Consider the following 21,606-nt stretch of genomic DNA (forward strand, 5'->3'; position numbering starts at 1 on the left):
TGAGCCGACAGACCCGGACATCGATCCGCCACTGCATCAGGCCGGCCACGGCTGGTCCGGCGCAAGAGGTCCCTGCCCCTCATCAACCCGCTCGGCTTCAGGGCAACGCTACGGCGCTGACCTGCCGACGCCAGGCCGGCCGTCGGCGGCACCTCCCGCTACACCGGGGCCACCTGAGCCGACCCGGCCCGTCCGACGGAGTCCCGGCCCGGGAGGGCCGGGACTCCTGACCGGCGCGGACACAGAACGAGTTGCTGATCCACCCGTGGTGTCGGGGTTGGCGTGAACCGCTCGAACACTTCAGGAGTGCTGTTGTACTGCGGGTATGGCAGATCACAAGCAGTGCACCGTGGTACGGACCGGGCAGTACCAGGGCGTTCAAGGCGGTACCTTCGCCACCGGCATCAGCGCCCAGTCCGCCGGCGCTCAGGGACTGTGTCTCCACCAGCTGGTGATGTCCGCCGGGAGCAGGGGCCGCCCTCATCTGCACGAGGGACACGAGTCGGCCATCTTCATCCAGTCCGGGCAGGTCGAGGTCTGGCACGGTGAGGGCCTGACCGAACACGTCATCCTGCGCGCCGGCGACTACATCCACATCCCCGCCGACACCCCCCACCTGCCGGTGAACACCGGCGACCAGGACATGACCTGCCTGGTCGCCCGGACCGACCCCGACGAACAGGAAGGCGTCCGACTCCTGGACCTTCCCGACTGGCTGGCCACCCGCATCGGCCCACTGGCCGCAGGAGCGGGCTGAACACCCGCATGTGCCGGGCGGCGGCCCCTGCACAGCACGGCACTTCGTGTTGCGGACAGCTCCACAGCTTCGAAGGCCGAACGAAGCCGGAGCGTCGGCCTCTTCACCGACGAAGGGGCCGATGCCTCCCTGGAACGTGACAAGGACACCGGCTGCTTCACCCACGCGGTCCACCTCCTGCAGCACTGCGAACAGACCACGCTGCAGCAGGCCGTGGACCCGGTCGACGACATGCTCGTCCGCTCACTTCACTCAAGCTGAAAGAAAAGTCGCGTCAGAGTTATTGACCGTGCCCGAGAGGGCGGGCATGGTTCCGGAGAGCGCTCTCCCATGCGTTCTCGCTTTGAGGAGTCCCCCTTATGCCTCTATTTGTCATGTTTCTGACGGCCGTGCCACCGGCCTGCGGCCGGTTACGGCGTGGGCTCGCGGGCGCCGTCGTCACCGCGCTGGCCGCCACGCTCTTGGCGGTGGTCCCGACGACCACAGCGCAGGCAGCTCCTGCATTGCTGTCGCAGGGCAAGCCCGTCACGGCTTCGAGCCAGGAGCACTACGGGACCCCGGCGGCTGACGCGGTCGACGGGAATCTCGGAACCCGCTGGTCGAGCGCCGCGTCCGACGGGCAGTGGCTGCAGGTCGACCTGGGCAGCTCAGCCGCGCTCAACCAGGTGGTGCTGCGCTGGGAGGGGGCGTACGCCAAGGCCTACCGCATCGAACTGTCGACGGATGGCGCCAACTGGTCGACGGCCTACTCGACCGCGACCGGCACGGGCGGCACCGAGACCCTCGCGATATCCGGCACGGCCAGGTACGTGCGTATGCAGGGTGTGACGCGAGCGACCGGATACGGCTACTCGCTCTGGGAGTTCCAGGTGTACGGCGGTGGGGGCGACGGCGGTCCGGCCCTGCCGGGCGGTGGTGATCTCGGCCCCAACGTCCACGTCATCGATCCTTCGACCCCGAATGTCCAGGGCAAGCTGGACCAGGTGTTCCAGGAGCAGGAGTCGGCCCAGTTCGGTTCCGGTCGGCACGCCTTCCTCTTCAAGCCCGGCACGTACAACAACCTCAACGCGCAGATCGGCTTCTACACCCAGATCGCCGGTCTCGGGCTACGCCCGGGTGACACCACGATCAACGGTGACGTGACCGTCGACGCAGGCTGGTTCAACGGCAACGCCACCCAGAACTTCTGGCGCGGTGCGGAGGGACTGACCCTGAACCCGGTCAACGGTACGAACCGGTGGGCGGTCTCGCAGGCGTCCTCCTTCCGCCGCATGCACGTCAAGGGCGGCCTCAACCTGGCGCCGAACGGCTACGGCTGGGCCAGCGGCGGGTACATCGCCGACTCGAAGATCGACGGCCAGATCGGCAACTACTCGCAGCAGCAGTGGTACACGCGGGACAGCTCCATCGGCGGCTGGTCCAACAGCGTCTGGAATCAGACCTTCTCCGGCGTCGAAGGCGCTCCGGCCACCTCGTTCCCCGAGCCTCGCTACACCACGCTCGACACGACCCCGATCTCTCGCGAGAAGCCGTATCTCTACCTGGACGGCAGCGAGTACAAGGTGTTCACCCCCGCCAAGCGGACAAACGCGCGCGGCACCAGCTGGGCCGGCGGCACCCCGCGGGGCGACTCCATTCCGCTCAGTCGGTTCTACGTGGTCAAGCCGGGTGCCACCGCCACCACGATCAACCGGGCGCTGGCCCAAGGCCTGCACCTGCTGTTCACCCCGGGCGTGTACCACGTCGACCAGACCATCAACGTGAACCGCGCGAACACCGTCGTGCTCGGCCTCGGTCTCGCCACGATCATCCCGGACAACGGGGTCACCGCGATGAAGGTGGCCGATGTCGACGGCGTCCGGCTCGCCGGCTTCCTGATCGACGCCGGACCGGTCAACTCCCCGACCCTGCTGGAGATCGGCGGCCAGGGCGCCTCCGCCGACCACGCCGCCAACCCCACCACCGTGCAGGACGTGTACATCCGCATCGGCGGCGCCGGCGCGGGCAAGGCCACCACCAGCATGGTCGTGAACAGTGACGACGCGATCATCGACCACACCTGGGTCTGGCGCGCCGACCACGGCGAGGGCTGGGGCTGGGAGACCAACCGCGCCGACTACGGCGTCCGGGTCAACGGCGACGACGTGCTCGCCACCGGCCTGTTCGTCGAGCACTTCAACAAGTACGACGTCGAGTGGTACGGCGAACGCGGCCGCACCATCTTCTACCAGAACGAGAAGGCGTACGACGCCCCCAACCAGGCCGCCATCCAGAACGGCACCACCAAGGGCTACGCCGCCTACCGCGTCGACGACTCGGTGAACACCCACGAAGCGTGGAGCCTCGGCAGCTACTGCAACTACAACGTGGACCCGACCATCGTGCAGGACCACGGCTTCAAGGCGCCCGTCAAACCGGGGGTGAAGTTCCACAGCCTCCTGGTGGTGTCCCTCGGCGGAATGGGCCACTACAACCACGTCATCAACAACACCGGGGCGTCCACCATCCCCGCCGGAACCTCGACCGTGCCGTCCACCGTCGTCTCCTTCCCCTGAGACGTCCCCGCCTCACCGCCGCACGGTGGCGGGGGCTTCGACTCCCTTCCGGGCCGGGTGAACATGCCGCCGCGGCCCGGAAGGGAAGGGGCTCCCACGACAACACCGTGCATTTCCCTCCACGAGGAGCGTCGCGCGTGCCGGCCCGACGGTTCGGCCCCACGCACCTGGCGTCAGCCGCCACCGCCCGTACGGCAATCTCCAACTCACGCGCGCGGCACCAGCTGGGGCTACTCGCTCCACGAGTTCGGCGTCTACAGCTGACGAGCCGGACCCCATGACGGGTGGCGGAGCCCGCCGCTCGGCCCCGCCACCCCGGCACAACCACACGAGACCAGTCGCGTGGCGTACTCGCGTACACGCGAAACACCCCCCATGGGCAGGAGATCCCCTTGAGATCGCGTCCGAAACGGCTCCCCGCACTCCTCCTCGGCACAGCCCTCATCGCCGGCGTCCTCGGCATCGGCACCATCGCCTCCGCCGCGGGCACGGACAACGGAACCTCGCCGGCCGTCGTCGCGTCCAACGCTCACAGTGGACACGTCATGGCCGCGTCCACCCAGGCCTCGGGCGACGACGCCGACGGAGACGGCTACATCCCGGCCGTACCCCAGGTCACCGGTGTAACACCATCCACAGCCACCCCGCCCCCGGCCTACCACCACGAGTTCCAGGCGGGCTGCGCCGTCACCCACACCGCGACGGACGACCCGATCGTCTACCCGGGCCAGTTCGGTAAGTCCCATGACCACACGTTCATGGGCAACACCACCACCAACGCCGCCAGCACAACCGGTTCGCTCTACGGAGGGAACACCACCTGCAAGGCGCCCGCAGACTCCTCGGCGTACTGGATGCCCTCGCTGTACAAGGGCGACCAGAAGATCCTGCCCGTCGGCCCGCAGGTCATCTACTACAAGGCCGGTGTCACCGACTACCGGAGCGTCCGTCCCTTCCCCAAGGGGCTGCGGTACGTCGTCGGCGACCCGATGCAGAGCGCCCAGGAGTTCCGCAGCCACAAGGGCTTCGTCGAGGGCTGGGAGTGCGGTGACAGCTTCTTCAACTCCGACATCCCGGCAAGCTGTCCGAGCCGGCCAGACGTCCAGCTCAACCTGCGCATGCAGGCACCCAGCTGCTGGGACGGCAAGTACCTCGACACCCCCAACCACCAGAGCCACATGGCCTACCCGGTGGTCAAGCCCGGCACCAACGACAACATGTGCCCGGCCTCCCACCCGGTCGCCCTGCCAATGATCGAGTTCAAAATGGCGTGGCCGGTCAACGGTGACATGTCCCAGGTCCGCCTGGCCAGCGGCCGCGGCTACTCCTTCCACTACGACTTCTTCAACGCGTGGGAGGAGCGCACCCTCAAGGCCTTGGTCGACCACTGCATCGTCGGCGGCCTCCAGTGCGACACAAGGGGCTTCGACCTGTACCGCCCCGAACGCGGTACCGTGCTGAACGCAGACCACCGCCTTCCCTGACCCGACCGCTGGATCCCCCGATGCCCGGCCGCCCCTGCTCATCCGGGGGCGGCCGGGCCCTCGATTGAGAGCGAGCGAGTGCTGAGCGACAAAACCAGTTCGACGTAGGTCAGTGCGGTACATGATCATGCGTTCATGCCCCCGAGAGAGACACTTGCCCGAGTCGATGCAGACCTGGCCGCCGGCCGGGTTCCCGTCGCGCGCCAGCGCCTGCGCGGTCTCATCTCGTCCTTCCCGCACGACCTGACACTCCGCCCTCGTCTGGCCGAGGTGTACCGGCTCTACGGCGACGCCGCCGAGGCTGGACGATGGATGTACCTCGAAGAGGACCGGAATGCCGACGAGACCGCCGCCTTCGAGGCGCGATACGGGTCTCCCGGGCGGCGGATGAAGGCCCTCGCCTGGCACGGCCCTGAGGCGAAGGCCGCCACCGCCTTCTCGGAGGGACAGCTGGTCGCGGTGCGGACCGCCTGCGCCGAAAAGCTAGGGCACCCCGTCGACTGGGACGACCCCACCTCCTACAGGGACGACCTGGAAGGGGGGTACGAGGCGCCCTCCGAGCCGTGGACGGTCGGCGGTGTGCTGGCGGGCGTCGGCTGTCTGGTGGTGGCCCTCGTGTTCCTCGCGATCTGGGTGAGGGGACTCGTTGCCCTCTTCGACTGACTCACGTCACCGAGGCATGTGAGGAGCGCCGCTCAGGGTTCGGCGAGACCGTCCGGAGCTGCCGTGAACGGGGACGCCCGGTGACGAGTGAAATGATCTCCCGGTGTCTGGTGTGGTCGCGGCTTCGGAGCCGTTCTGAATGGCCCCGTTCTCGGGGCTGAGCCCTCGCCTGTTCGGCAAGCTGGTTACCGTACTGCGGCGCGAGGGTGCGGATGCGGTCCGCAAGGCCGGCCTTGGAGCCTCCCGCTGAAGGACCGGGCTTTGCTGGTCGTGGCGTACTGGCGCTCGAACTTGACAACGCGCCAGCTCGCCCCGCTCTTCGGTGTGTCCAAATCGGCAGCGGACCGATCATCGACACTTGGGGCCGATGCTCGCGCTCCAACCCCGCATGCGGTTCACCAAAGACGCCGTGCATATCGTGGACGGCACCCTGGTCCCAACCCGGGACCACGCGGTGGCGGAGCAGTCCAAGAACTACCGGTACTCGACCAGCCACCGGGCCGTCATCGATGCCGACATCCGTCTGGTCGTCGCGGTCGGCCAGCCCCTGCTCGGCAACCGGAACGACTGCAAGGCGTCGGAGGAATCCGACGCCAAAGCCGCCGTCAGCAGAACGCTCACGATCGCCGACAGCGGCTATCCCGGCACCGGGATCGTCATGCCCCACCGCCGGCGCAAGGGCGAAGGCCTTCCGGACTGGAAGGAAGCACCGAACAAGTCCCACAAGCAGGTCCGCGTCCGCGTCCAACACGTCTTCGCGCGCATGAAGACCTGGAAGATCCTCCGCGACTGCCGCCTCAAAGGCGACGGAGTCCACCACGCCATGCTCGGCATCGCCCGGATGCACAACCTCACCCTTGCCGGATAGACGAGCGGCCCGCACGACGGCCAACGACTCCCGAGGCAGCTCCGAGATCATTTACGGGACAGCCCTCAGTGTCTCGTGATCCTGCTTCGTGAAGCCTGAGACCTCGTTTGAGATCTGGTCGTAGGACAATCGATCGGTGACGCGCCCCTTGAATCGTGGCTGTTCCCTTGAAGAGCTTGAACACGCCCGCTGGCCAGCCCCCTCGGCCAACGACACCCGTCTTGTCGCTACTGCACTCACCTTGCGGCGTCGGCCGATCGGCGAGCTGACCGTCGAGGACCTGCGCTTGTTGATCGGGCAGGACATAGGTCTGCGCTTCCTCTTGCCACTGGCACTGGAGGTACTGCGGGAGAACCCGATGGCAGAGGGGGACATGTACGAAGGTGATCTGCTGTCCGCGGTACTCACCAGGAACCCCTCGGTCTGGGCCGAGTTGTCCGAATTCGGTGGAGAGCTTCGCGTGATCGTCTCGAAGTTGACTGGTCTGCCCCCCGACCTTCAGCAGAAGGCGGAGCGCTTCCTGGCTCCATAGAGCACCGACGCGGGACGTACCCCGTCGAGGAAGGGCCAGCATATTTATGGAACATCTCGCAGGAGCAAGCGCGGGCCGGGACGGGTCGCCGGTCGGCCACGGGTGAGTCGGCGGACCATGATGCCGATCATTGCCCAGCGGCGCTTGGCCACCCACCACATCCTCATCCGGCCGGCCCGCACTACCGCACTGGTCCAGCTCGCCGAGAACCTGCCGCCAACGGTCCTCGCACCCTGCTCGGACTCCACGCCATCACCGCCGAGCACTGGCGGCGCCGCGCGGCCATCGACGGGACCGCCTACCTCGAAGCCCGTATGTCCACCCGGGACAGTGACCCACCAGTGCCGGCTGTCGACAACCGCAAGCCCGGCCCCGCCGACCATCGGGTGATGGGCCGTCATCGCCAGCACTCGGTCAGGGCTTCAGAATGGTGGCTCGTGGGACCACAGGCGCGTAGAGGGCACAAGCGGCGGCGGGGGACTTCTGTGCAACACGATGGCCAGGGCCTCCTCAACGCGGCCGAGGTCGACGAGGTAGCCGGCGAGGTCATGACTGTTCCCGCGGTCGTGCTGCTGGAGGACGGTAACGGCTTCCTCGGTGCATCCGGCACCGGCGAGGAGGTGCGCAATGTGCTCCGCCGCGTACCAGGTGTTGCCCTCGGGGTGGGCTCGGGCTCGTTCAACCGCCTCGTCAATCCCACTGCAGGCGGCGATCAGTGGCAACCGCATCCAGTACAGCTCCCACTCGTCCTCACCCCCGCGCTGGGCGTCGAGGGCGTCGAGGTGGGCGAGGCCGTCGGCGGGGCAACCCTGATCGAGGCACAGCTCGGACAAGGTGTGGAGAATCCAGTCGTCGCTGTGGTGGGCGTCGGCCTGGGCGCGCATCACAGCGATCGCCTCTCCGCCCCGTCCGTGTCGGGCCAGGAGCTGCGCGAGCTCGTAAGCCGAGTTCGGGTTCCGGGCCGCGAGGCCGTCGGCCTGCCCGTATACGGCGATCGCGCCCTCCAGATCATCACCCTTCTCCAGCAGCTCCGCCAGCTTCTGTACGGCCTCCTCATGTCCGTCCAGCACGGCGTAGGCACGCAGTTCCTCGATCCGGCCGTGCCGGGCCAACGAGTCGGCGAGTTGGTCCCGACTGTTGACCGACGTGATCTGTCGGCGGCGGAGCAAGCCGATGGCCTCATCGATGTAGCCCTGGCGCTCGCGGATCGTCGCGAGCAGGCCGAACACCGTGTCGGGATCGAGGCCGCGGCAGCACCACGGGCCGTCGCAGCAGTGATCGGCCCGAATCCGGCCGACGAGCAGCGCGGCAGCCTCCTCGTCGCGGCCGGCGACGGAGGCGACGTCGACCAGGGCGGTGGCGAGCACCCAGTCCCCGACGTGCGGCACGAGCAGGTTGAACGCCTCCTCGGCGCGGCCGTGCCGGGCGAGCAGCCTCGTGTAGGCCTCCAAAGCCATCGGGTGCCCGGCTTCCTTACGGATCCGGGTGATCTCGATCGCCTCGTCGATGCGGCCCCAGCCCTCCAGCAACTCGGCCGCGGCGACAGCAGCCGGCCACCAGCCCGTTACCACGTACGGGGCGAGCGCCTCCAACGCGTCCGTCTCTCGGCCCTGATCACCCAGCACCCGAGCCCACGCCAGCGCACAGAACCACTCCCCGCGTTTGGCCTGCAGTTCCACCACGTCGGCATGGCCGCGTTCGAGCAGCCGCGAGACCAGCTCCGGCGGTATGCAGCCGGACCGCGTCCGGACCCGGTAGTCAAGATCAGTAGCGTCCATGGCCAAGCACCATAGCGCTCACCCTCGACGCCAGGCCGACACCACCGACAGCTCGAATACAGCACAGTTGGAATGTCGCTGCCCGTCACTCGGTGCCTCGGCCTGGACGGCGGCCTGGCGTGAGGGGTACGCGAACGACCGGGCGCGGCAACCGCGCTGGTCGCGGTGACAGCCCGTACGAACCGTCAGAAGTCCGACCAGGATTCGGCGGCGCGAGCAGCTGTAGGCCTCCTCGACCTCCTCGACCATCTCTCCCGCCAACTTCGCAGGAGGGAGGCGAGGCTCCGGTCAGGCATCCCAGGCGCGGGGGCGGTCCATGGCTGCCCACTCAGGGCGGAGCAGTGAGAGCACGGCGAGGTCGTGGCGGCGGCCTCGATGGAGGCAGGCGGCACGACTGACCCCCTCGTGCACGAAGCCGGCCTTGACGAGGACCGCGAGGGCCGGGGCGTTGTCGGTGTGGGTCTCTGCCGTGAGGCGGTACAGGGGGAGTTCGCCGAACGCCAGATCGACCAGGGCGTCCACGGCGGCGGTGCCGTGGCCCAGCCCGCGGGCCTCTGGCGCCAGCATCAGCTCGATCTGCGCTGTGCCGTTGACGATGTTCTGGTCACTCAGCGCAATGTGACCGATCGGGGTGCCGTCCGGCAGCAGGACGAGGAAGTCGTCGCGGTCGTCGTTGTCGCTGTCGTGCTCGATGCGCTCGCGCATCGCGGTGAGGGAGCGCGGCCAGATGCCGACCTCGTAGGTGACCACCGGGTCGGACCGCCAGGCGTGCAGGAGCCCGGCGTCGTCGAGGTCGACTGCGGCGAGACCGACAGACCTGGCACGCCAGGAAACCTCCCTGCCCGCCTCGGCGTCGCGTTCGTCGCCCACGATCCCGGCGTCCTCGATCCCGGTGTCTTCGATCATGGGCGGAGCCTAGATGGACTGCGCACGGCAGGGCCACCGGATAAGGGCCGGTCCGGCCCCGCCCCGCATCGCGTCACCCTCGTCGGCCCGACGGAACCTGTTCGGTCAACGGACCGCTCGGGGATGCCGGAACGGCCCGTCCAGGGCCGCCCACTGGAGCAGCATGATGGTCTTGGCGTCGGCGATCTCCCCGCCGCGGACCATGGCGAGCGCCTCGTCGAAGGGGAGTTCCAGGGTCGTGATGTCCTCGCCCTCGGCGGCGATCCCGTACCCGTCCGCCGCCGGGGCCACCGGATCGTACGGGGCGGCGAAGAAGTGCAGGCGTTCGGTGACGGACCCCGGGCTCATGTAGACCTCGAAGACAGGCTCGGGGGTGCCGATGGTGTGACCGGTCTCCTCGGCCGCCTCCCTGCGGATCGCCTCCTCCGGGGCCTCACCGTCCAGGAGTCCCGCGGCGGTCTCGACCAGCATCCCGTCGTGGTGCCCGTTGACGTAGGCGGGCAGCCGGAACTGACGGGTCAACAGCACGGTGCGGCGTTCGATGTTGTGGAGCAGGACCGTCGCGCCGTCGCCCCGGTCGTAGGTCTCGCGCTGCTCCCTGCTCCAGTGGCCGTCGCTGTGCCGGTAGTCGAAGGTCGTCCTGCGCAGGACGTACCAGTCGCAGGACAGCACCTCGACGTCCTGCACGCGCACCCGCGGGTTGCCGGTCAGGTCCCGGCCGTGCAGGTCCAGGCCGGTACGGCCGCGCCGGTCCGGGGTGTCCAGACCGGCGGTCACCGGGCGGCCGGAACGTCGTCGATGCCGGTGTAGACGTCCAGGCCATGGGCCCGGGCCACCTCGGTCATCCGGTCCGCGCCCTCCGAGGGGCCTCCTATGCGCAGTACCGCGTCGCAGCGCACCAGAAGGCGCTCGGCCACGGGGTGGAAGATCTCGTCGAAGACGGCGTCGCCCGGACCGCTGCTGCCCGCGGCCTGCACCAGCGGGAGGGCCAGGGCCTCACCGGTCACCGCCAGATGGCCGGCGCGGAAGAGCGTCAGCGCGGCCCGGTCCATGGCCCGGACGTTGGCCTCGATCGCGGCCGGATCGTCGCCGGTTCCCGAGCGGTACGGACCGGCGACCAGAATCATCAGCGAGTGGGGGACAGCGGTCACGACATGCGCTCCTCATGGTGGTCCCGGCTCAGGCCAGGACGGTGTGGACGCCCGCATCGCGCAGGGCTGTCAGGGTCAGGGGGCCGTTGGGATGGGTGGCGGGATCCTCGGCGGCCGCGTCGGTGACGAAGTCGTCCACCGCGTCCAAGGGGGCGACCTGGCTGAACGCCCGTACCCCGAGCTTGGTCGCGTCCGCGACGGCGATCGTCCGGGCCGCCCCCGCCAGGGCGGCCTGCTTGACGGCGGCGTCGTCCAGCGAGAACTCCGTCCACCCGTGCTCGGCATGCACACCGCCGATGGACAGGACGAAACAGTCGAACGCCAGGGATTCGAGCGTACGCAGGGCCAGCGGGCCGACCAGGGACCGCTCGCCGGGACGTGACCGGCCGCCGACGACCAGAAGGTCGATCCCGGGCCGGTCCGCCAGCCGCACCGCGGCCTGCAGACTGAGGACCGCCACCGTCAGAGGGGCCCGATCGGCCAAGTGCTCCGCGACGTGCACGGTTGTGGTGCCCGCGTCCAGCAGGACGCGCGATCCCGGCTCCACCATGTCGGCCACCGTCGCACCGAGCCGGTCCTTCGTCGCGGCCTGCCAGGGCTCACGCGCCGAGAAGCCCGCCTCCTCCTGTCGGGACCGCGTGGCGACAGCGCCGCCATGCACCCTGCGCACCAGCCCCTGGCGCTCCAGCGCGTCCAGGTCCCTGCGCACGGTCATTTCGGAGACCCCCAGGCGATGGGAGAGCTCCGACACGGAAACCCGGTCGGAGCCCTGCACCAAGCGCAGGGTCAGGTCCAGACGATTGGCGACACCCATGGCTCATTTCTAACATGAATTCGTTCGTTTGAACATCTAGATGTGAGAGTGGTGGTGGGGTCCTTGGAAGCACCGAATGCAGCGCCGCCTTCCACGGTGACGGCCGGCGCGACCTGCATGCGCACGTCCGCATCCGGGCTGACGAGCGGCCCGGCCCGGCCGGTGTACGCACCTGACGCACCGACGGCCCTTCAGACGCCGCGGGCCGCCGTCCTCGTCGAGGCGATCCAGGCGTGGCCATGATGCCGGGCCGGTGCGCCCGGCATCATGGGCTCCATGAGCACGAAGACAACGAACGCAGACTGGATCACTGTCGCGGCCTTCGAGAACGTGCCGGGCCGCCCGCGGCCGATGGAGGCCGTGCGCGCTTGACTGCGTGACCGGGGCATCGACTGGATGCCCTTCGAACTCGACGAGATCCGCTGCGGGCTTGCCTGCGGCATCGGCCCCGACGGGCACTGGCACGGTTGGTTCGACGTCCGTGTCCACCCCGACGCCCTGCGTCGGCTGGGCCTCCATCCCGACCAGCCGACGTCCGAGGCCGGCGCCCCCTCCCCGCCCGGCTGGTGGCACGCCGCCGCGGAGCGCCACGCCCGCCGGTAGCTCGCCCCCGATCGTCGGCCGACCGGCGGGCCGACGTGGTGGCCGGCCGACTGTCGGCAGGCTTTGCCAATCGGTCGACCACTTGTCCCACCTGGCCGGATAGCTTTCGTGACATCCAACGAGCTTCGGATACCGGACCGTTCGGCATGACCGACCGGTCCGGCAGGAGGGGTGTGTCATGAGTGCCGTCAACCTTGCGGAGACTGCCGTCGGTCTGCCGGAGGCGTGGAACTCCCTCGAACTGGGCCGGGTGGGCCCTGCCCGCGTCAAAGTGCTGCGCATGGACGAGTTGCCGGTCGGGTCGGAGAGCCATGGTGCCGCCGAGGCGCTGCTGGTCCTCGACGGCCGGCTGGAGCTGGAGGTGGCAGGCATGCCGGTATCGGTACGGGCAGGGGAGCTGTACATGGTGGCGGCGGGCGCGGAACACGCGGTCCGGCCCGGAAGCGGGGGCACGCTGGTGATCGTGGAACTGGCGCAGGAGTGACGGCACGTCGGGCAGTCCCTGGCGGGCAACTCCTGTCGGAGCCGGGTCCCACCGCCCGACAGGGGCGCCGGTAGTCGTCGGTCCGCGGCACCATGGCGGATCTCGGTGACCCCGCGTGCGTCGTTGGCCCGCAAACCGGCCTCGGCGTGGCGTGACCGGCGTAACCGGGCGTGACTCGCCGCGACGTCTCGCACCTGCTGCCCGGGGCCCGCGCTGACGCCGAGCGCACGACACCGCCACCGGACCCGTGGCCTGGACCCGCCACGGGATGGACGGCCTGAACACGCCACCGCACACCCCACCGGCCGCCGAGTCTCCACGCCGGATCCCACGGCTGCGTGCGGCCCCTGGTGCCGCGCGACCAAAAGCGAGGAACAGCACGTCCGCGATCTCCTCCAGGTCGGCCCCGGCCGGGCGCGGCGGACCGCGCGGACGCGTCGCCGGTCTCATTGTTCGCGGCCGACAACCTCACGCAGAAGGGTCCGCAGTTCCAGGGCGGCCGGAAGCGGAGTGGCGGGCATGGCCACATGCAGGGTGCGGCGCAGCTCCGGGTCGGTGAGGCGGCACAGGGTGAGCGTCCCGGGGACCGCCCGCGCGGCCAGCGCGGGAACGAGCGCGACCCCCAGCCCCGCGGCCACGTAGCCGAACTTGCCCGCCCACTCCGCGATCCTGACGATCTTCCTGGGGCTGAAGCCCGCCCGGGCGCAGGCGTCGGCGAGCAGTGTCGGGCGGTCGCCGTACGCGCCCTGGAGCCAGGCCTCGTCACGCAGTTCGTACAGGTCGAAGCGGCCGGCGTCGGCCAGCCGGTGCCCTCGCGGAAGGGCGACACACAACTCGTCCTCGCACAGCTTCGTCGTCGTGACCCCCTCGGCCCGCGGCAGACCGGACGGGTAGTCGCTGACGACGGCGAGGTCCAGCACGCCGTCCGCGAGCCGTTCCATCAGCGCACCGGTGGGGCCTTCGGCCGCGACGACCTCCACCTCCGGCCTGGTGTCCCGGAGCGCCCGCAGGGCGGTGGGCATCAGGGACATGTTGGCGGTCGCGAACGCCCCCACGTGCAGCAGCCCGCCCAGCCCCGCGTGCAGCACGGCCAGCTCCCGCTCCGCGCGCGCCATCCTCTCCAGCACGTCCAGTGCGTGCCGGTGGAGCGTACGACCGGCGGGATTGAGCCGTACACCCCGGGGGAGCCGGTCGAACAGGGCGCCGCCCGCCCGCTGTTCCAGGGAGCCGATGCGCCGGGAGACCGCGGACTGCGTGTAGTTGAGCCTGACCGCCGCCTGCGTGAACGAACCGAACTCGGCCACGGTCACGAGCAGCCGCAGGTCCTCGTTCTCGAACACCGTTCCCCATCCTGTCCGTTGTCTTCGTCGGTCCCGGCCATCATCCGCCCTGACATTCCTCCGGCGCATGGCTTCCATGCCATGTGGTCGCTGGTGGAATGCCAGGCCCTGTCCTAGCGTCATTCACGCGGCGAAGACCCGGACGCGACAAGGTCCGCCGCTCCACCGATGGCCCATGAGATGCGAGGGGGACGTGTGTCCTTACGACGGGTAATGGAGACGGGGCAGGTGTGGTGACCGGCGAGGCGGAGGTCGCACTTCCGGCGATGCTGGCCGACCTGGAGAGGCTCGTGCGCTGCGAGTCCTTCTCGGCCAGTCTGCCGGCGGTGGCTCGCAGCGCCCTGGTGGTCGGCGCCCTGGGGGAGAGGACGCTGGGGGTCACGCCGGAGCTGATCGTGATCGAGGGTGTGACCCACTTGCGCTGGTCCTTCGGAACCCCGCGGGTCCTGCTGGTGGGGCATCACGACACCGTGTGGCCCATGGGATCGCTCCGGAGCCACCCCTGGTCGGTGGCGGACGGGAAGGCCCGCGGTCCCGGAGTCCTCGACATGAAGGCGGGCCTGGTGCAGATGTTCCACGCGCTGGCCTCCCTGCCGTCCCCCGACGGGGTGTGCGTGCTGGTCAACGGGGACGAGGAGGTCGGATCCGTCACCTCCCGGCAACTGATCGAGGAGTCCGCGCGAGGGTGCGCGGCCACCTTCGTACTGGAGGCGTCCGCCGATGAGCGGGGAGCGCTCAAGACCGCGCGCAAAGGCACCTCGCGGTACGAGGTGCTGGTGCACGGCCGGGCCGCGCACGCCGGTCAGGAACCCGAGAAAGGGGTCAACGCCCTCGTCGAGGTGGCGCACCAGGTGCTGTCCGCTGCCGGTCTCGGGGCCGCGTCCGCGGCCTCGGGCGCGGATGGTGAGCTGGGACCCGCGACCGTCACCCCGACCATGCTGACGGCCGGAAGCGCGCGCAACACCGTTCCCGCTCTGGCGCGGCTGTCGCTCGACGTGAGGGCACCCACCACGGTGGCGCAGGAACGGATCGACGCAGCGCTGCGAGGGCTGAGCGCCAGGACACCGGGAGCCCGGCTGGAGGTGCTGGGCGGGATCCGACGGCCGCCCATGGCACCGGAGTCCTCCGCCGCCCTGTTCGCCCTCGCCTCCCGGATCGCCGCCGAACAGGGACGGCCACCACTGAGGGGGGCGTCCGTGGGCGGTGCCTCCGACGCCAACTACACCGCGGCGGCGGGCTGTCCGACGCTCGACGGTCTGGGGGCCGTGGGCGCGGGCGCGCACGCGGACTCCGAGTACGTCGACATCACGCAGATGGCCCCCCGTACCCGACTGCTCGCCGAACTCATCGCGCGGACGCGGCAATGAGCCGCCCGGCGACGTGCACCGACTAGGAGACCGCGATGACGAGCCAGAGGGAAGATCCGGTATGAGGGCGGGAACGAACAGATTCGGAGTCCGGTTCGGAGCCGGATTCGGCGAGGCGTACGGCGACTACCCCGTCGCGGGAGTGGCAGGCGCGCTCGCCCAGCTCGCCCGGCGCCTGATCATCGGCCTGAGCCTGGCGTTGATCGTGGCACTGGCCGTCGACAGGCCCTCGGGGGCGTTCGTCAAGGGGCTGGTGGCCGCTTCCGTGGTGATCGTCGTGGTCGGTCTCAGGTGGGCATGGGGGCGCCTGTCGGCCAGATGGGGGCTGCGCAGGTGCTACCTCTTCCCCGGCGGCCTGGTGCTCACCGACATCGTCGGGCGGCCCCGGGCGGTGGCGTGGGAACAGGTGGCGGCACTGAACATGCTGGCAGGCCAGTCGCTGTTCATGTCCTTCCACCGGTTCGAGGTCGTGCGGCGCGGCTATCGGACGGTGGCCTTCCTGGCCATGGGGGCTCAGCCGCCCCTGGTGGCCCAACTGCTCGGCCGCGCCGCGGAGAACGGCGTGCGCCGACCGGGCGCCCGGAGGGGGTGATGCTCGCCGCCGGGCACCCGATGCCCATCGACGCCGGAGGGTTCCGAGGCCGTAGACGGTTCCGCGGGGCACAGGGGTTCCGGAGGCCGCAGACGGCTCCGGGCGACGTGGACGTTCTGGGGCATGTACACACCGCGTGCGGCACGTGAACCCCGGCGTGAGATCACACCGGAAAAGGCCGCCGGGAAGCACGCGCCCGGCAGCACCTTGGACGTGCGGATGGCGGGAGGACGGGCCCACGAACTGTCGGGCGACGCGCTGGGTACGCTCGTCACCGTCACCGGGCTCATGTTCGGACCGTTCCTCGCCCTGTCGCTGTCGTTCCGCTCCAGCGCGCGGCACGGCACCTGGAGCCACAACGGTGACTACGTCCTGGTCTTCATCGCCGCCGTGATGGCCGCCCTCGTCCTCGGGCTCCTGGTGGGCATCACGGTCGCCATCGACCTCGCCCTTTTCGGCTGAGGAGGCGGGGCGCCACCGTAGGACCACGCCGCCTGCGACGGACGCACAGGGCGCGAGGTATGTGTGACTCTCGAACACTCTGCCGCTCAACGTGGTAGACAATGCCGTGGAGTTCGGCAGAGAGATCACACAGGTGGGAGTGTCCTGCGACGCCCCCACGCACCGCGACAGCGGGAGCCCGCTCGTCGGCCGCACGGCGGAGCTGGGGCTGCTCGACACGGTGATCGACCGGATGGGCCAAGGCGGCCCACCCTTCGTCGACGTCACCGGCGCGGCGGGGATCGGCAAGAGCCGGCTGATGGGGGAGTTCTGCCTGCGCGCCCGGCGGCGCGGGGTGACGGTGCTGCGCGGCCGGGCCACGGAGTACGAGCGGCACCTCCCGTTCCAGCCGTTCGCCGACGCGTTCGCCGATCTGGACGACCGCCCGCCCGGGGTGGCACCGGCGCTGTTCGACGCGGTCGCGCCGATCCTCGGCGGCCGGGGTGCCGGACCGGCCCCCGCGCCGGGAACCCCCACCGCCGACCGCTTCGGGCTCCACCGGGCGGTGGCACGGCTGCTGGCACAGCTCGGCCAGGAGGGCGGCCTGGTGATCGCGCTCGACGACATGCACTGGGCCGACCCGGCATCACTGGAACTCCTGGACCACCTCGTCCGGCACCCCGTAGTCGGCCCGGTCGGGCTCGTCCTCGCGCGCCGGGACCGCCAGACCCCGTCGCCGCTCACCGCCGCACTCACCCGTGGAGTCGACACCGAAGCCGTGATCCGGATCGGGCTGGGGCCGCTCGCGGAACAGGAATGCGTCGAAGGGCTCGCCCCCGACCTGCCGCGCGACCGGGCCGCGCAGCTCTACGCCGCCGGCGGGGGCAACCCCCTGTACTTCCTGTCCCTCGTCCACGCGCACCGCGAAGGCGCCGCGCGCGACCCGGACTCCGCCCCGGCCCTCACCGCGGACGGCCTCGGGGAACTGCCGAGCGGACTCGGATCACTCCTGCTGAACGAGTTGACCCCACTGACCCCGCCACAGCGCCGGATCCTGGAGGCGATCGCCGTGCTCGGCGATCACGCCGAACCCCCCGTGATCGCCAGGGCGACCGGCCGCCCCGAGGCCGAGCTCGACGACGATCTCGACACCCTGGTCCGGCGCGACCTCGTGCGACCGGGAACGGCCGGCCGACCGGCACTGCGCCACCCGGTGCTCCGCACGCTGGTGCACGAGTCCACCACCGCCCGGCGGCGCGTCGAGATCCATAGCGCCGCCGCCGCCGAACTGGCCCACGCGGGCGCTCCGGCGGTCGAACAGGCCCAGCACATCGAACGGTTGGTGACCGCCTGGGACCCGCAGGCGGTCACCCTGCTGAAGCAGGCCGCCGAGCAGACCGCGTCCACGGCGCCGTCGAGCTGCGCACACTGGCTCCAGGTCGCACTCCGGCTGTTACCGGACACGGTCGAACACGCCGCCGAGCGAAGCGATCTGATGCTGCGCCGCGCCCGCGCGCTCGGTGTCGCCGGCGGCCTGCGGGAGAGCCGGGACCTGCTGCACAAGGTCATCAGCACGGCAGGTGCGGACGGGCGCGTCAGGACGTCGGCGGTGGTGCTCTGCGCCCTGATGGAGCGACACCTCGGAAGGTACCCCGAGGCGCTCGCGCTCCTGCGCCGCGAGCTGAGCAGGCAGCCGCAGCCTTCGCCGTCCGACAGGGTGGCGATCGGGCTCGAACTGAGCTCGTCCGCACCGCACAACACCCCCTATCCGCGGATGCGGGGCGAGGTCGCGCGCACACTCGCCGAAGCCCGCTCCCTCGGGGACGAACTCGGCGAGGCGGGAGCACTCGCGGTCGCCGCCTTCGGCGAGGCATACGAGGGCGGCGTGGCCACGGCGACCGCGTACGCCGGACAGGCGGCCGGACTGGTGGACGGCCTGCCCGACGACGACCTCACCACACTGTGCGAACCACTGGGCAGGCTGGGATGGGCGGAAGCGTTCCTGGGCCGCTTCACCGACGCCGAACGCCACGCCGACCGGGGCCTGCGGATCGCCCGCCGCAGCGGGCAGGTCTACCTCCTGCCGCTCCTGCTGCTGTGCAAGGCCCACGTACGGATCCAGACCTGCCGCCTGCCGTCGGCCCGACAACTGGCGTACGAGGCGGAGGACATCGCCCGGGGCATCGGAAGCGGCGAACTGCTCGCGTTCGTCCTGGCCAACAAGGCACAGGTGCTCGTCGCGGCCTCCTCGCCCGGAGCCCCGGAGGCACTGGCTGCCGCCGAGGAAGCCGTCGCCTCCATGGGACCCAGCGACAACTGGCGGGCGTCCATGGCCTGGAGCATGCTCGGCTACGCGGCGCTCACCGGCGGCGACCCGCACCGCGCCCGGGACGCCCTGCTCCGGGCGGGCGGCGACGACCTGCGCGGACTGCAGCCCTCGATGCGCCCCCTCCTGTCGGAACTCCTCGTCACCGCCGCCATGGCCACAGGAGACGTCGACTCCGCGTCGGCCTGGGCCGAGCAGGCCCGCGAGGAGGCGGATCGGCTCGGCCTTCCCGTCCAGCGCGCCTCCGCCCTGCGCAGCGCGGCACAGCTCACCCTGCACGGCGGCGACCCCGCCACGGCGGCGACGCTGCTGTCCGAGGCGGCAACGCAATGCGCCCGGTCCGGCGCGGTGTTCTGGGAGGCCAGGTCACTCCTGCTCGCCGCCCCGGCCATGACGGCTGCCGGGTTCGGCGCGCGCGGGACCGCCATGTGGGAGAAGGGTCACCGGCTGGCCACCACCGGCGGCGCGGGACTGCTGATCGGCCTGGCGGAGATGACACGGCCCGCCGCACCCGCCACCTCGTCCGGAACCCCGCAGCGGCTGGCCTCCCTGACGGCCCGCGAACGCGAGGTCGCCGAACTGGTCGCCGAAGGCCTCACCAACCAGGCCATCGCCACCAGGCTCTACCTCAGCCCACGCACCGTCGAGACGCACCTGTCCCGCGTGTACCGCAAGACCGACGTCGCCACCCGCGCCGGCCTCGCCGCCCTGATGGCCCGCTCCTGAGACCCAGGACGCCCCAGCCTCCTGGACGGCCGCACGCAACCGACTCCGCTCCCGGACAAGGCCTGATCAGGCCCCATCCGGAAGCGTCCCGGGCGTGAACCCCTCGCCGCACGCTCCGAGCACGGTACGGGCGTGCCGCAGCACCGGCGCAGCGATAGCGCATCCTGCCCCTGCCGCCCGAGTTGTGGCGGCGTGCCGCGGCGAACTCCGCACGCGGCAACGCCGGCGCCGCCGCGGCACCCGACCGCGCCCACACACCGGCCACAACCGGACGGTTGTCAGGGTGTGCCGAACACGCGCACGGCAGCAACGACAGGGCCTCCTCCGCATCCCGGCCCGCCTCCCGCACGGCCACCGCCGGGGCGCCCGCGACCCGGCCGCCGTTCTCCGCCGGCGACCCCGCGAGTACGCGCGGCTCGGGCAGCAACGACGCCGCCCCGGTCCCCGTTCCGGCGACCACCCGCAGCGCGTCGCGCCGCTGCGACCGGTGCTCCGCGCCGAGAGCCGCCGTCAGCAGAGGCGGAACGCTGCCTCCCGCCTCGCCCCCGACCGACCACGGCGCCGCCGCCGTGTCGACGTGGAGATGCGGCGCGCAGTCCCGGGCGAGCGACCGCAGCTCCGGGAGCGCCTCCCGGGCCCGTCGATCACCTCGGGGTCGCGGCCGTCATCCTCGATGCCGCACAGCAGGCCGACCAGCTCCCCGCGCCCCGCCGGACCGGCCGTCCCGACGAGCTCGAACAGGAACGGGACACACGCGACGGTGCTGTCGTACACGTCTGCCTGATGGTGCACGGCACCCCTCATCCCGTCGAGCGCGATCTCCCGCTCGGCCGGGTCGGGGGACGCCCCCCCCGCAGCAGATCCGGCACATCGGACACGTCGCCGTACGCATGGCCCATGGACGCCCAGTCGACGTCATCGATCCCCGTGAACATGAACCCGAGTCTGCCGGGGGCGCCACCGACAACGGCCTCGGACGGCACAGGGACGGGCACCGAGGTCACGGGGCCGCCGCCGACCGGACCGTGACCGTGTCCCGTACGCGCGTCACCTCGACGCGGTGCGCCGGCCCCGCAGCACCCGCGACGCGCGCGGACCGCAGATCGGCGGCCACCTCCACGGCCGACGGATGGACCCCGGCCGGCCGGCCCACGTGCTCCCTGACCGCGATCAGCTCCAGATGGTCCCGCCCGCGCGCCCCCGACGGAAGACCCCACACCTGGGCCACCGTGCCGCGCAGCCAGTCGAGGCCCTCCACGTCCTCGGCGCTCAGCACGGTCACCCCGTCACGCTGCCGGGACAGACCGAGCCCCGCCACCGGGCGCCGCCCGGCGAACTCCCGGCGTTCGGCCGGTGAACCCGAGACCAGGGCCGTCACCGGCAGCAGCACACTGACCAGCCGCAGCGCGGCGACGACCCGCCCCTCGACGATGAGCTGGACATCGGACACCGGCAACGACCTGTCGCCGCCGTCGAATCCGGCGAAGCGGGCCTCGACCGACGCGAGACCGGCCCGGGGCAGCACCTCGTACAGGTCCAGGGAGATGACCCGGTGCGGGAATCCGACCTCGTCACCGCCGATGCCGGGGGCCCACCGCCACAGGCCCTGGTGCGGGATCACCTGCACGACGGCGTCGAGCAGCCCCTGGTTCAGGTGTCCCGGCGGCACGGTTCCGCGCCCCGCGTCGAGAACCCCCGACGAACCGGTAGTCCCGGTCGACCAGGAGGTCAGATACCGGAAGGCCGGGCCGTGGAACAGCTCGGCGGAGGCATACGGGTCGGGCCGCGTCTCCGCGTCGGGCAGCGGCGCGAACGGATCGGGCCGTCCGGCGGCGGCCCGGTCGCCCACCCACACCGTCGCGGTCGCGACCTCCTCGAACCTCGACAGGGCCGCAGTCTCCGCCTCCCGCCACACCAGCAGCCGCACCCCGACACCGCCCAGCCCGTCATCGGCCCCGCCCGGACCGGGAACGGCCTCGGTCCGCAGCCGGACCGGCCCGGACACCGGGATCCAGCGGCGGAGCCGCACATCCCGTACGGCGACGACCCGCCGGCCGGTGCGGTCCGCCGCGGCACCGGCCAGCCGGTCCAGGACGGACATCATCGGCAGCACCGGAACCGTCCAGGTCGGACAGTGATCCGCCACCCACCTGTCGATCCCCGGATCCAGCAGCTCCTCGGTACCCGGGCCGGTCGGACCACCCGTGGCAGGGCCTGAC

General features: G+C 70.9%; 17 protein-coding genes and 2 pseudogenes. 12 read left to right on the forward strand and 7 right to left on the reverse strand.

What is annotated here, in order from left to right:
* Positions 1-325: 325 nt before the first annotated feature.
* The 6 genes and pseudogenes from ACFWVP_RS03150 (at position 326) to ACFWVP_RS03175 (ending at position 6,859) form a co-directional block, all read left to right on the forward strand.
* Positions 326-757 carry a cupin domain-containing protein gene (locus tag ACFWVP_RS03150; RefSeq protein WP_384493198.1) on the forward strand — a complete coding sequence of 144 codons (432 nt, stop codon included), beginning with the start codon at positions 326-328 and terminating at the stop codon, positions 755-757.
* Between the two features lie 374 nt (positions 758-1,131).
* Positions 1,132-3,312: a discoidin domain-containing protein gene (locus ACFWVP_RS03155; RefSeq protein ID WP_384493302.1), complete on the forward strand. Its 2,181-nt coding sequence runs from the start codon at positions 1,132-1,134 to the stop codon at positions 3,310-3,312.
* Between the two features lie 392 nt (positions 3,313-3,704).
* Positions 3,705-4,796: a DUF1996 domain-containing protein gene (locus tag ACFWVP_RS03160; RefSeq protein WP_384493199.1), complete on the forward strand. Its 1,092-nt coding sequence runs from the start codon at positions 3,705-3,707 to the stop codon at positions 4,794-4,796.
* Positions 4,797-4,931: 135 nt separating this feature from the next.
* Positions 4,932-5,459, forward strand: a complete 528-nt coding sequence (locus tag ACFWVP_RS03165) for a DUF6584 family protein (RefSeq protein WP_384493200.1) — start codon at positions 4,932-4,934, stop codon at positions 5,457-5,459.
* 139 nt (positions 5,460-5,598) lie between these two features.
* Positions 5,599-6,327: pseudogene (locus tag ACFWVP_RS03170) on the forward strand (transposase family protein).
* Between the two features lie 136 nt (positions 6,328-6,463).
* Positions 6,464-6,859: a contact-dependent growth inhibition system immunity protein gene (locus tag ACFWVP_RS03175; RefSeq protein WP_384493201.1), complete on the forward strand. Its 396-nt coding sequence runs from the start codon at positions 6,464-6,466 to the stop codon at positions 6,857-6,859.
* A gap of 422 nt (positions 6,860-7,281) precedes the next feature.
* Here the strand turns inward: ACFWVP_RS03175 and ACFWVP_RS03180 are convergent, their stop codons facing one another.
* From ACFWVP_RS03180 to ACFWVP_RS03200, 5 genes are all read right to left on the reverse strand, one after another.
* Entirely contained in the window at positions 7,282-8,637 is a 1,356-nt protein-coding gene (locus ACFWVP_RS03180; RefSeq protein ID WP_384493202.1) for a tetratricopeptide repeat protein, read from the reverse strand.
* 288 nt (positions 8,638-8,925) lie between these two features.
* Complete coding sequence (locus tag ACFWVP_RS03185) at positions 8,926-9,543, reverse strand: GNAT family N-acetyltransferase (RefSeq protein ID WP_384493203.1); 618 nt, start codon at positions 9,541-9,543, stop codon at positions 8,926-8,928.
* 105 nt (positions 9,544-9,648) lie between these two features.
* Positions 9,649-10,320: an NUDIX domain-containing protein gene (locus ACFWVP_RS03190; RefSeq protein WP_384493204.1), complete on the reverse strand. Its 672-nt coding sequence runs from the start codon at positions 10,318-10,320 to the stop codon at positions 9,649-9,651.
* The gene (locus tag ACFWVP_RS03195) at positions 10,317-10,670 is read right to left on the reverse strand and encodes a DUF4406 domain-containing protein (protein WP_384493303.1); all 354 of its coding nucleotides are present in this window, start codon (positions 10,668-10,670) and stop codon (positions 10,317-10,319) included. The genes ACFWVP_RS03190 and ACFWVP_RS03195 overlap by 4 nt, the downstream gene beginning before the upstream one ends.
* Positions 10,671-10,722: 52 nt before the next feature.
* The gene (locus ACFWVP_RS03200) at positions 10,723-11,508 is read right to left on the reverse strand and encodes a DeoR/GlpR family DNA-binding transcription regulator (protein WP_384493205.1); all 786 of its coding nucleotides are present in this window, start codon (positions 11,506-11,508) and stop codon (positions 10,723-10,725) included.
* A gap of 396 nt (positions 11,509-11,904) precedes the next feature.
* Between ACFWVP_RS03200 and ACFWVP_RS03205 the strand changes: the two genes are divergently transcribed.
* Positions 11,905-12,111, forward strand: coding sequence for a hypothetical protein (locus ACFWVP_RS03205; RefSeq protein WP_384493206.1), 207 nt, complete (start codon positions 11,905-11,907; stop codon positions 12,109-12,111).
* 178 nt (positions 12,112-12,289) lie between these two features.
* On the forward strand, positions 12,290-12,595 hold the full coding sequence (locus tag ACFWVP_RS03210; protein ID WP_384493207.1) for a cupin domain-containing protein: 306 nt from the start codon (positions 12,290-12,292) through the stop codon (positions 12,593-12,595).
* 446 nt (positions 12,596-13,041) lie between these two features.
* On the opposite strand, the gene ACFWVP_RS03215 is transcribed toward ACFWVP_RS03210, so the two are convergent.
* The gene (locus ACFWVP_RS03215) at positions 13,042-13,935 is read right to left on the reverse strand and encodes a LysR family transcriptional regulator (protein WP_384493208.1); all 894 of its coding nucleotides are present in this window, start codon (positions 13,933-13,935) and stop codon (positions 13,042-13,044) included.
* 266 nt (positions 13,936-14,201) lie between these two features.
* Between ACFWVP_RS03215 and ACFWVP_RS03220 the strand changes: the two genes are divergently transcribed.
* From ACFWVP_RS03220 to ACFWVP_RS03235, 4 genes are all read left to right on the forward strand, one after another.
* Complete coding sequence (locus ACFWVP_RS03220; RefSeq protein WP_384493304.1) at positions 14,202-15,302, forward strand: M20 family metallopeptidase; 1,101 nt, start codon at positions 14,202-14,204, stop codon at positions 15,300-15,302.
* Positions 15,303-15,363: 61 nt separating this feature from the next.
* Positions 15,364-15,894 carry a hypothetical protein gene (locus tag ACFWVP_RS03225; RefSeq protein ID WP_384493209.1) on the forward strand — a complete coding sequence of 177 codons (531 nt, stop codon included), beginning with the start codon at positions 15,364-15,366 and terminating at the stop codon, positions 15,892-15,894.
* A 123-nt stretch (positions 15,895-16,017) separates the two neighbouring features.
* Positions 16,018-16,356, forward strand: coding sequence for a hypothetical protein (locus ACFWVP_RS03230; protein WP_384493210.1), 339 nt, complete (start codon positions 16,018-16,020; stop codon positions 16,354-16,356).
* Positions 16,357-16,495: 139 nt separating this feature from the next.
* Positions 16,496-19,387 (forward strand): AAA family ATPase, encoded by a 2,892-nt coding sequence (locus ACFWVP_RS03235; RefSeq protein WP_384493305.1) that lies wholly within the window; start codon positions 16,496-16,498, stop codon positions 19,385-19,387.
* A 639-nt stretch (positions 19,388-20,026) separates the two neighbouring features.
* On the opposite strand, the pseudogene ACFWVP_RS03240 reads toward ACFWVP_RS03235, so the two are convergent.
* Positions 20,027-20,322, reverse strand: a pseudogene (locus ACFWVP_RS03240) (HEAT repeat domain-containing protein); the annotation flags it as partial.
* Positions 20,323-21,606 lie beyond the last annotated feature (1,284 nt).

Source organism: Streptomyces sp. NPDC058637, assembly GCF_042717325.1.
Classification (GTDB): domain Bacteria; phylum Actinomycetota; class Actinomycetes; order Streptomycetales; family Streptomycetaceae; genus Streptomyces.

Coding starts and splice junctions, on each gene's coding strand:
- ACFWVP_RS03225 (WP_384493209.1), top strand. CDS start 15,364: ATGAGGGCGGGAACGAACAGATTCGGAGTCCGGTTCGGAGCCGGATTC.
- ACFWVP_RS03155 (WP_384493302.1), top strand. CDS start 1,132: ATGTTTCTGACGGCCGTGCCACCGGCCTGCGGCCGGTTACGGCGTGGG.
- ACFWVP_RS03200 (WP_384493205.1), bottom strand. CDS start 11,508: ATGGGTGTCGCCAATCGTCTGGACCTGACCCTGCGCTTGGTGCAGGGC.
- ACFWVP_RS03205 (WP_384493206.1), top strand. CDS start 11,905: ATGCCCTTCGAACTCGACGAGATCCGCTGCGGGCTTGCCTGCGGCATC.
- ACFWVP_RS03185 (WP_384493203.1), bottom strand. CDS start 9,543: ATGATCGAAGACACCGGGATCGAGGACGCCGGGATCGTGGGCGACGAA.
- ACFWVP_RS03165 (WP_384493200.1), top strand. CDS start 4,932: ATGCCCCCGAGAGAGACACTTGCCCGAGTCGATGCAGACCTGGCCGCC.
- ACFWVP_RS03195 (WP_384493303.1), bottom strand. CDS start 10,670: ATGATTCTGGTCGCCGGTCCGTACCGCTCGGGAACCGGCGACGATCCG.
- ACFWVP_RS03210 (WP_384493207.1), top strand. CDS start 12,290: ATGAGTGCCGTCAACCTTGCGGAGACTGCCGTCGGTCTGCCGGAGGCG.
- ACFWVP_RS03220 (WP_384493304.1), top strand. CDS start 14,202: ATGCTGGCCGACCTGGAGAGGCTCGTGCGCTGCGAGTCCTTCTCGGCC.
- ACFWVP_RS03230 (WP_384493210.1), top strand. CDS start 16,018: ATGTACACACCGCGTGCGGCACGTGAACCCCGGCGTGAGATCACACCG.
- ACFWVP_RS03180 (WP_384493202.1), bottom strand. CDS start 8,637: ATGGACGCTACTGATCTTGACTACCGGGTCCGGACGCGGTCCGGCTGC.
- ACFWVP_RS03150 (WP_384493198.1), top strand. CDS start 326: ATGGCAGATCACAAGCAGTGCACCGTGGTACGGACCGGGCAGTACCAG.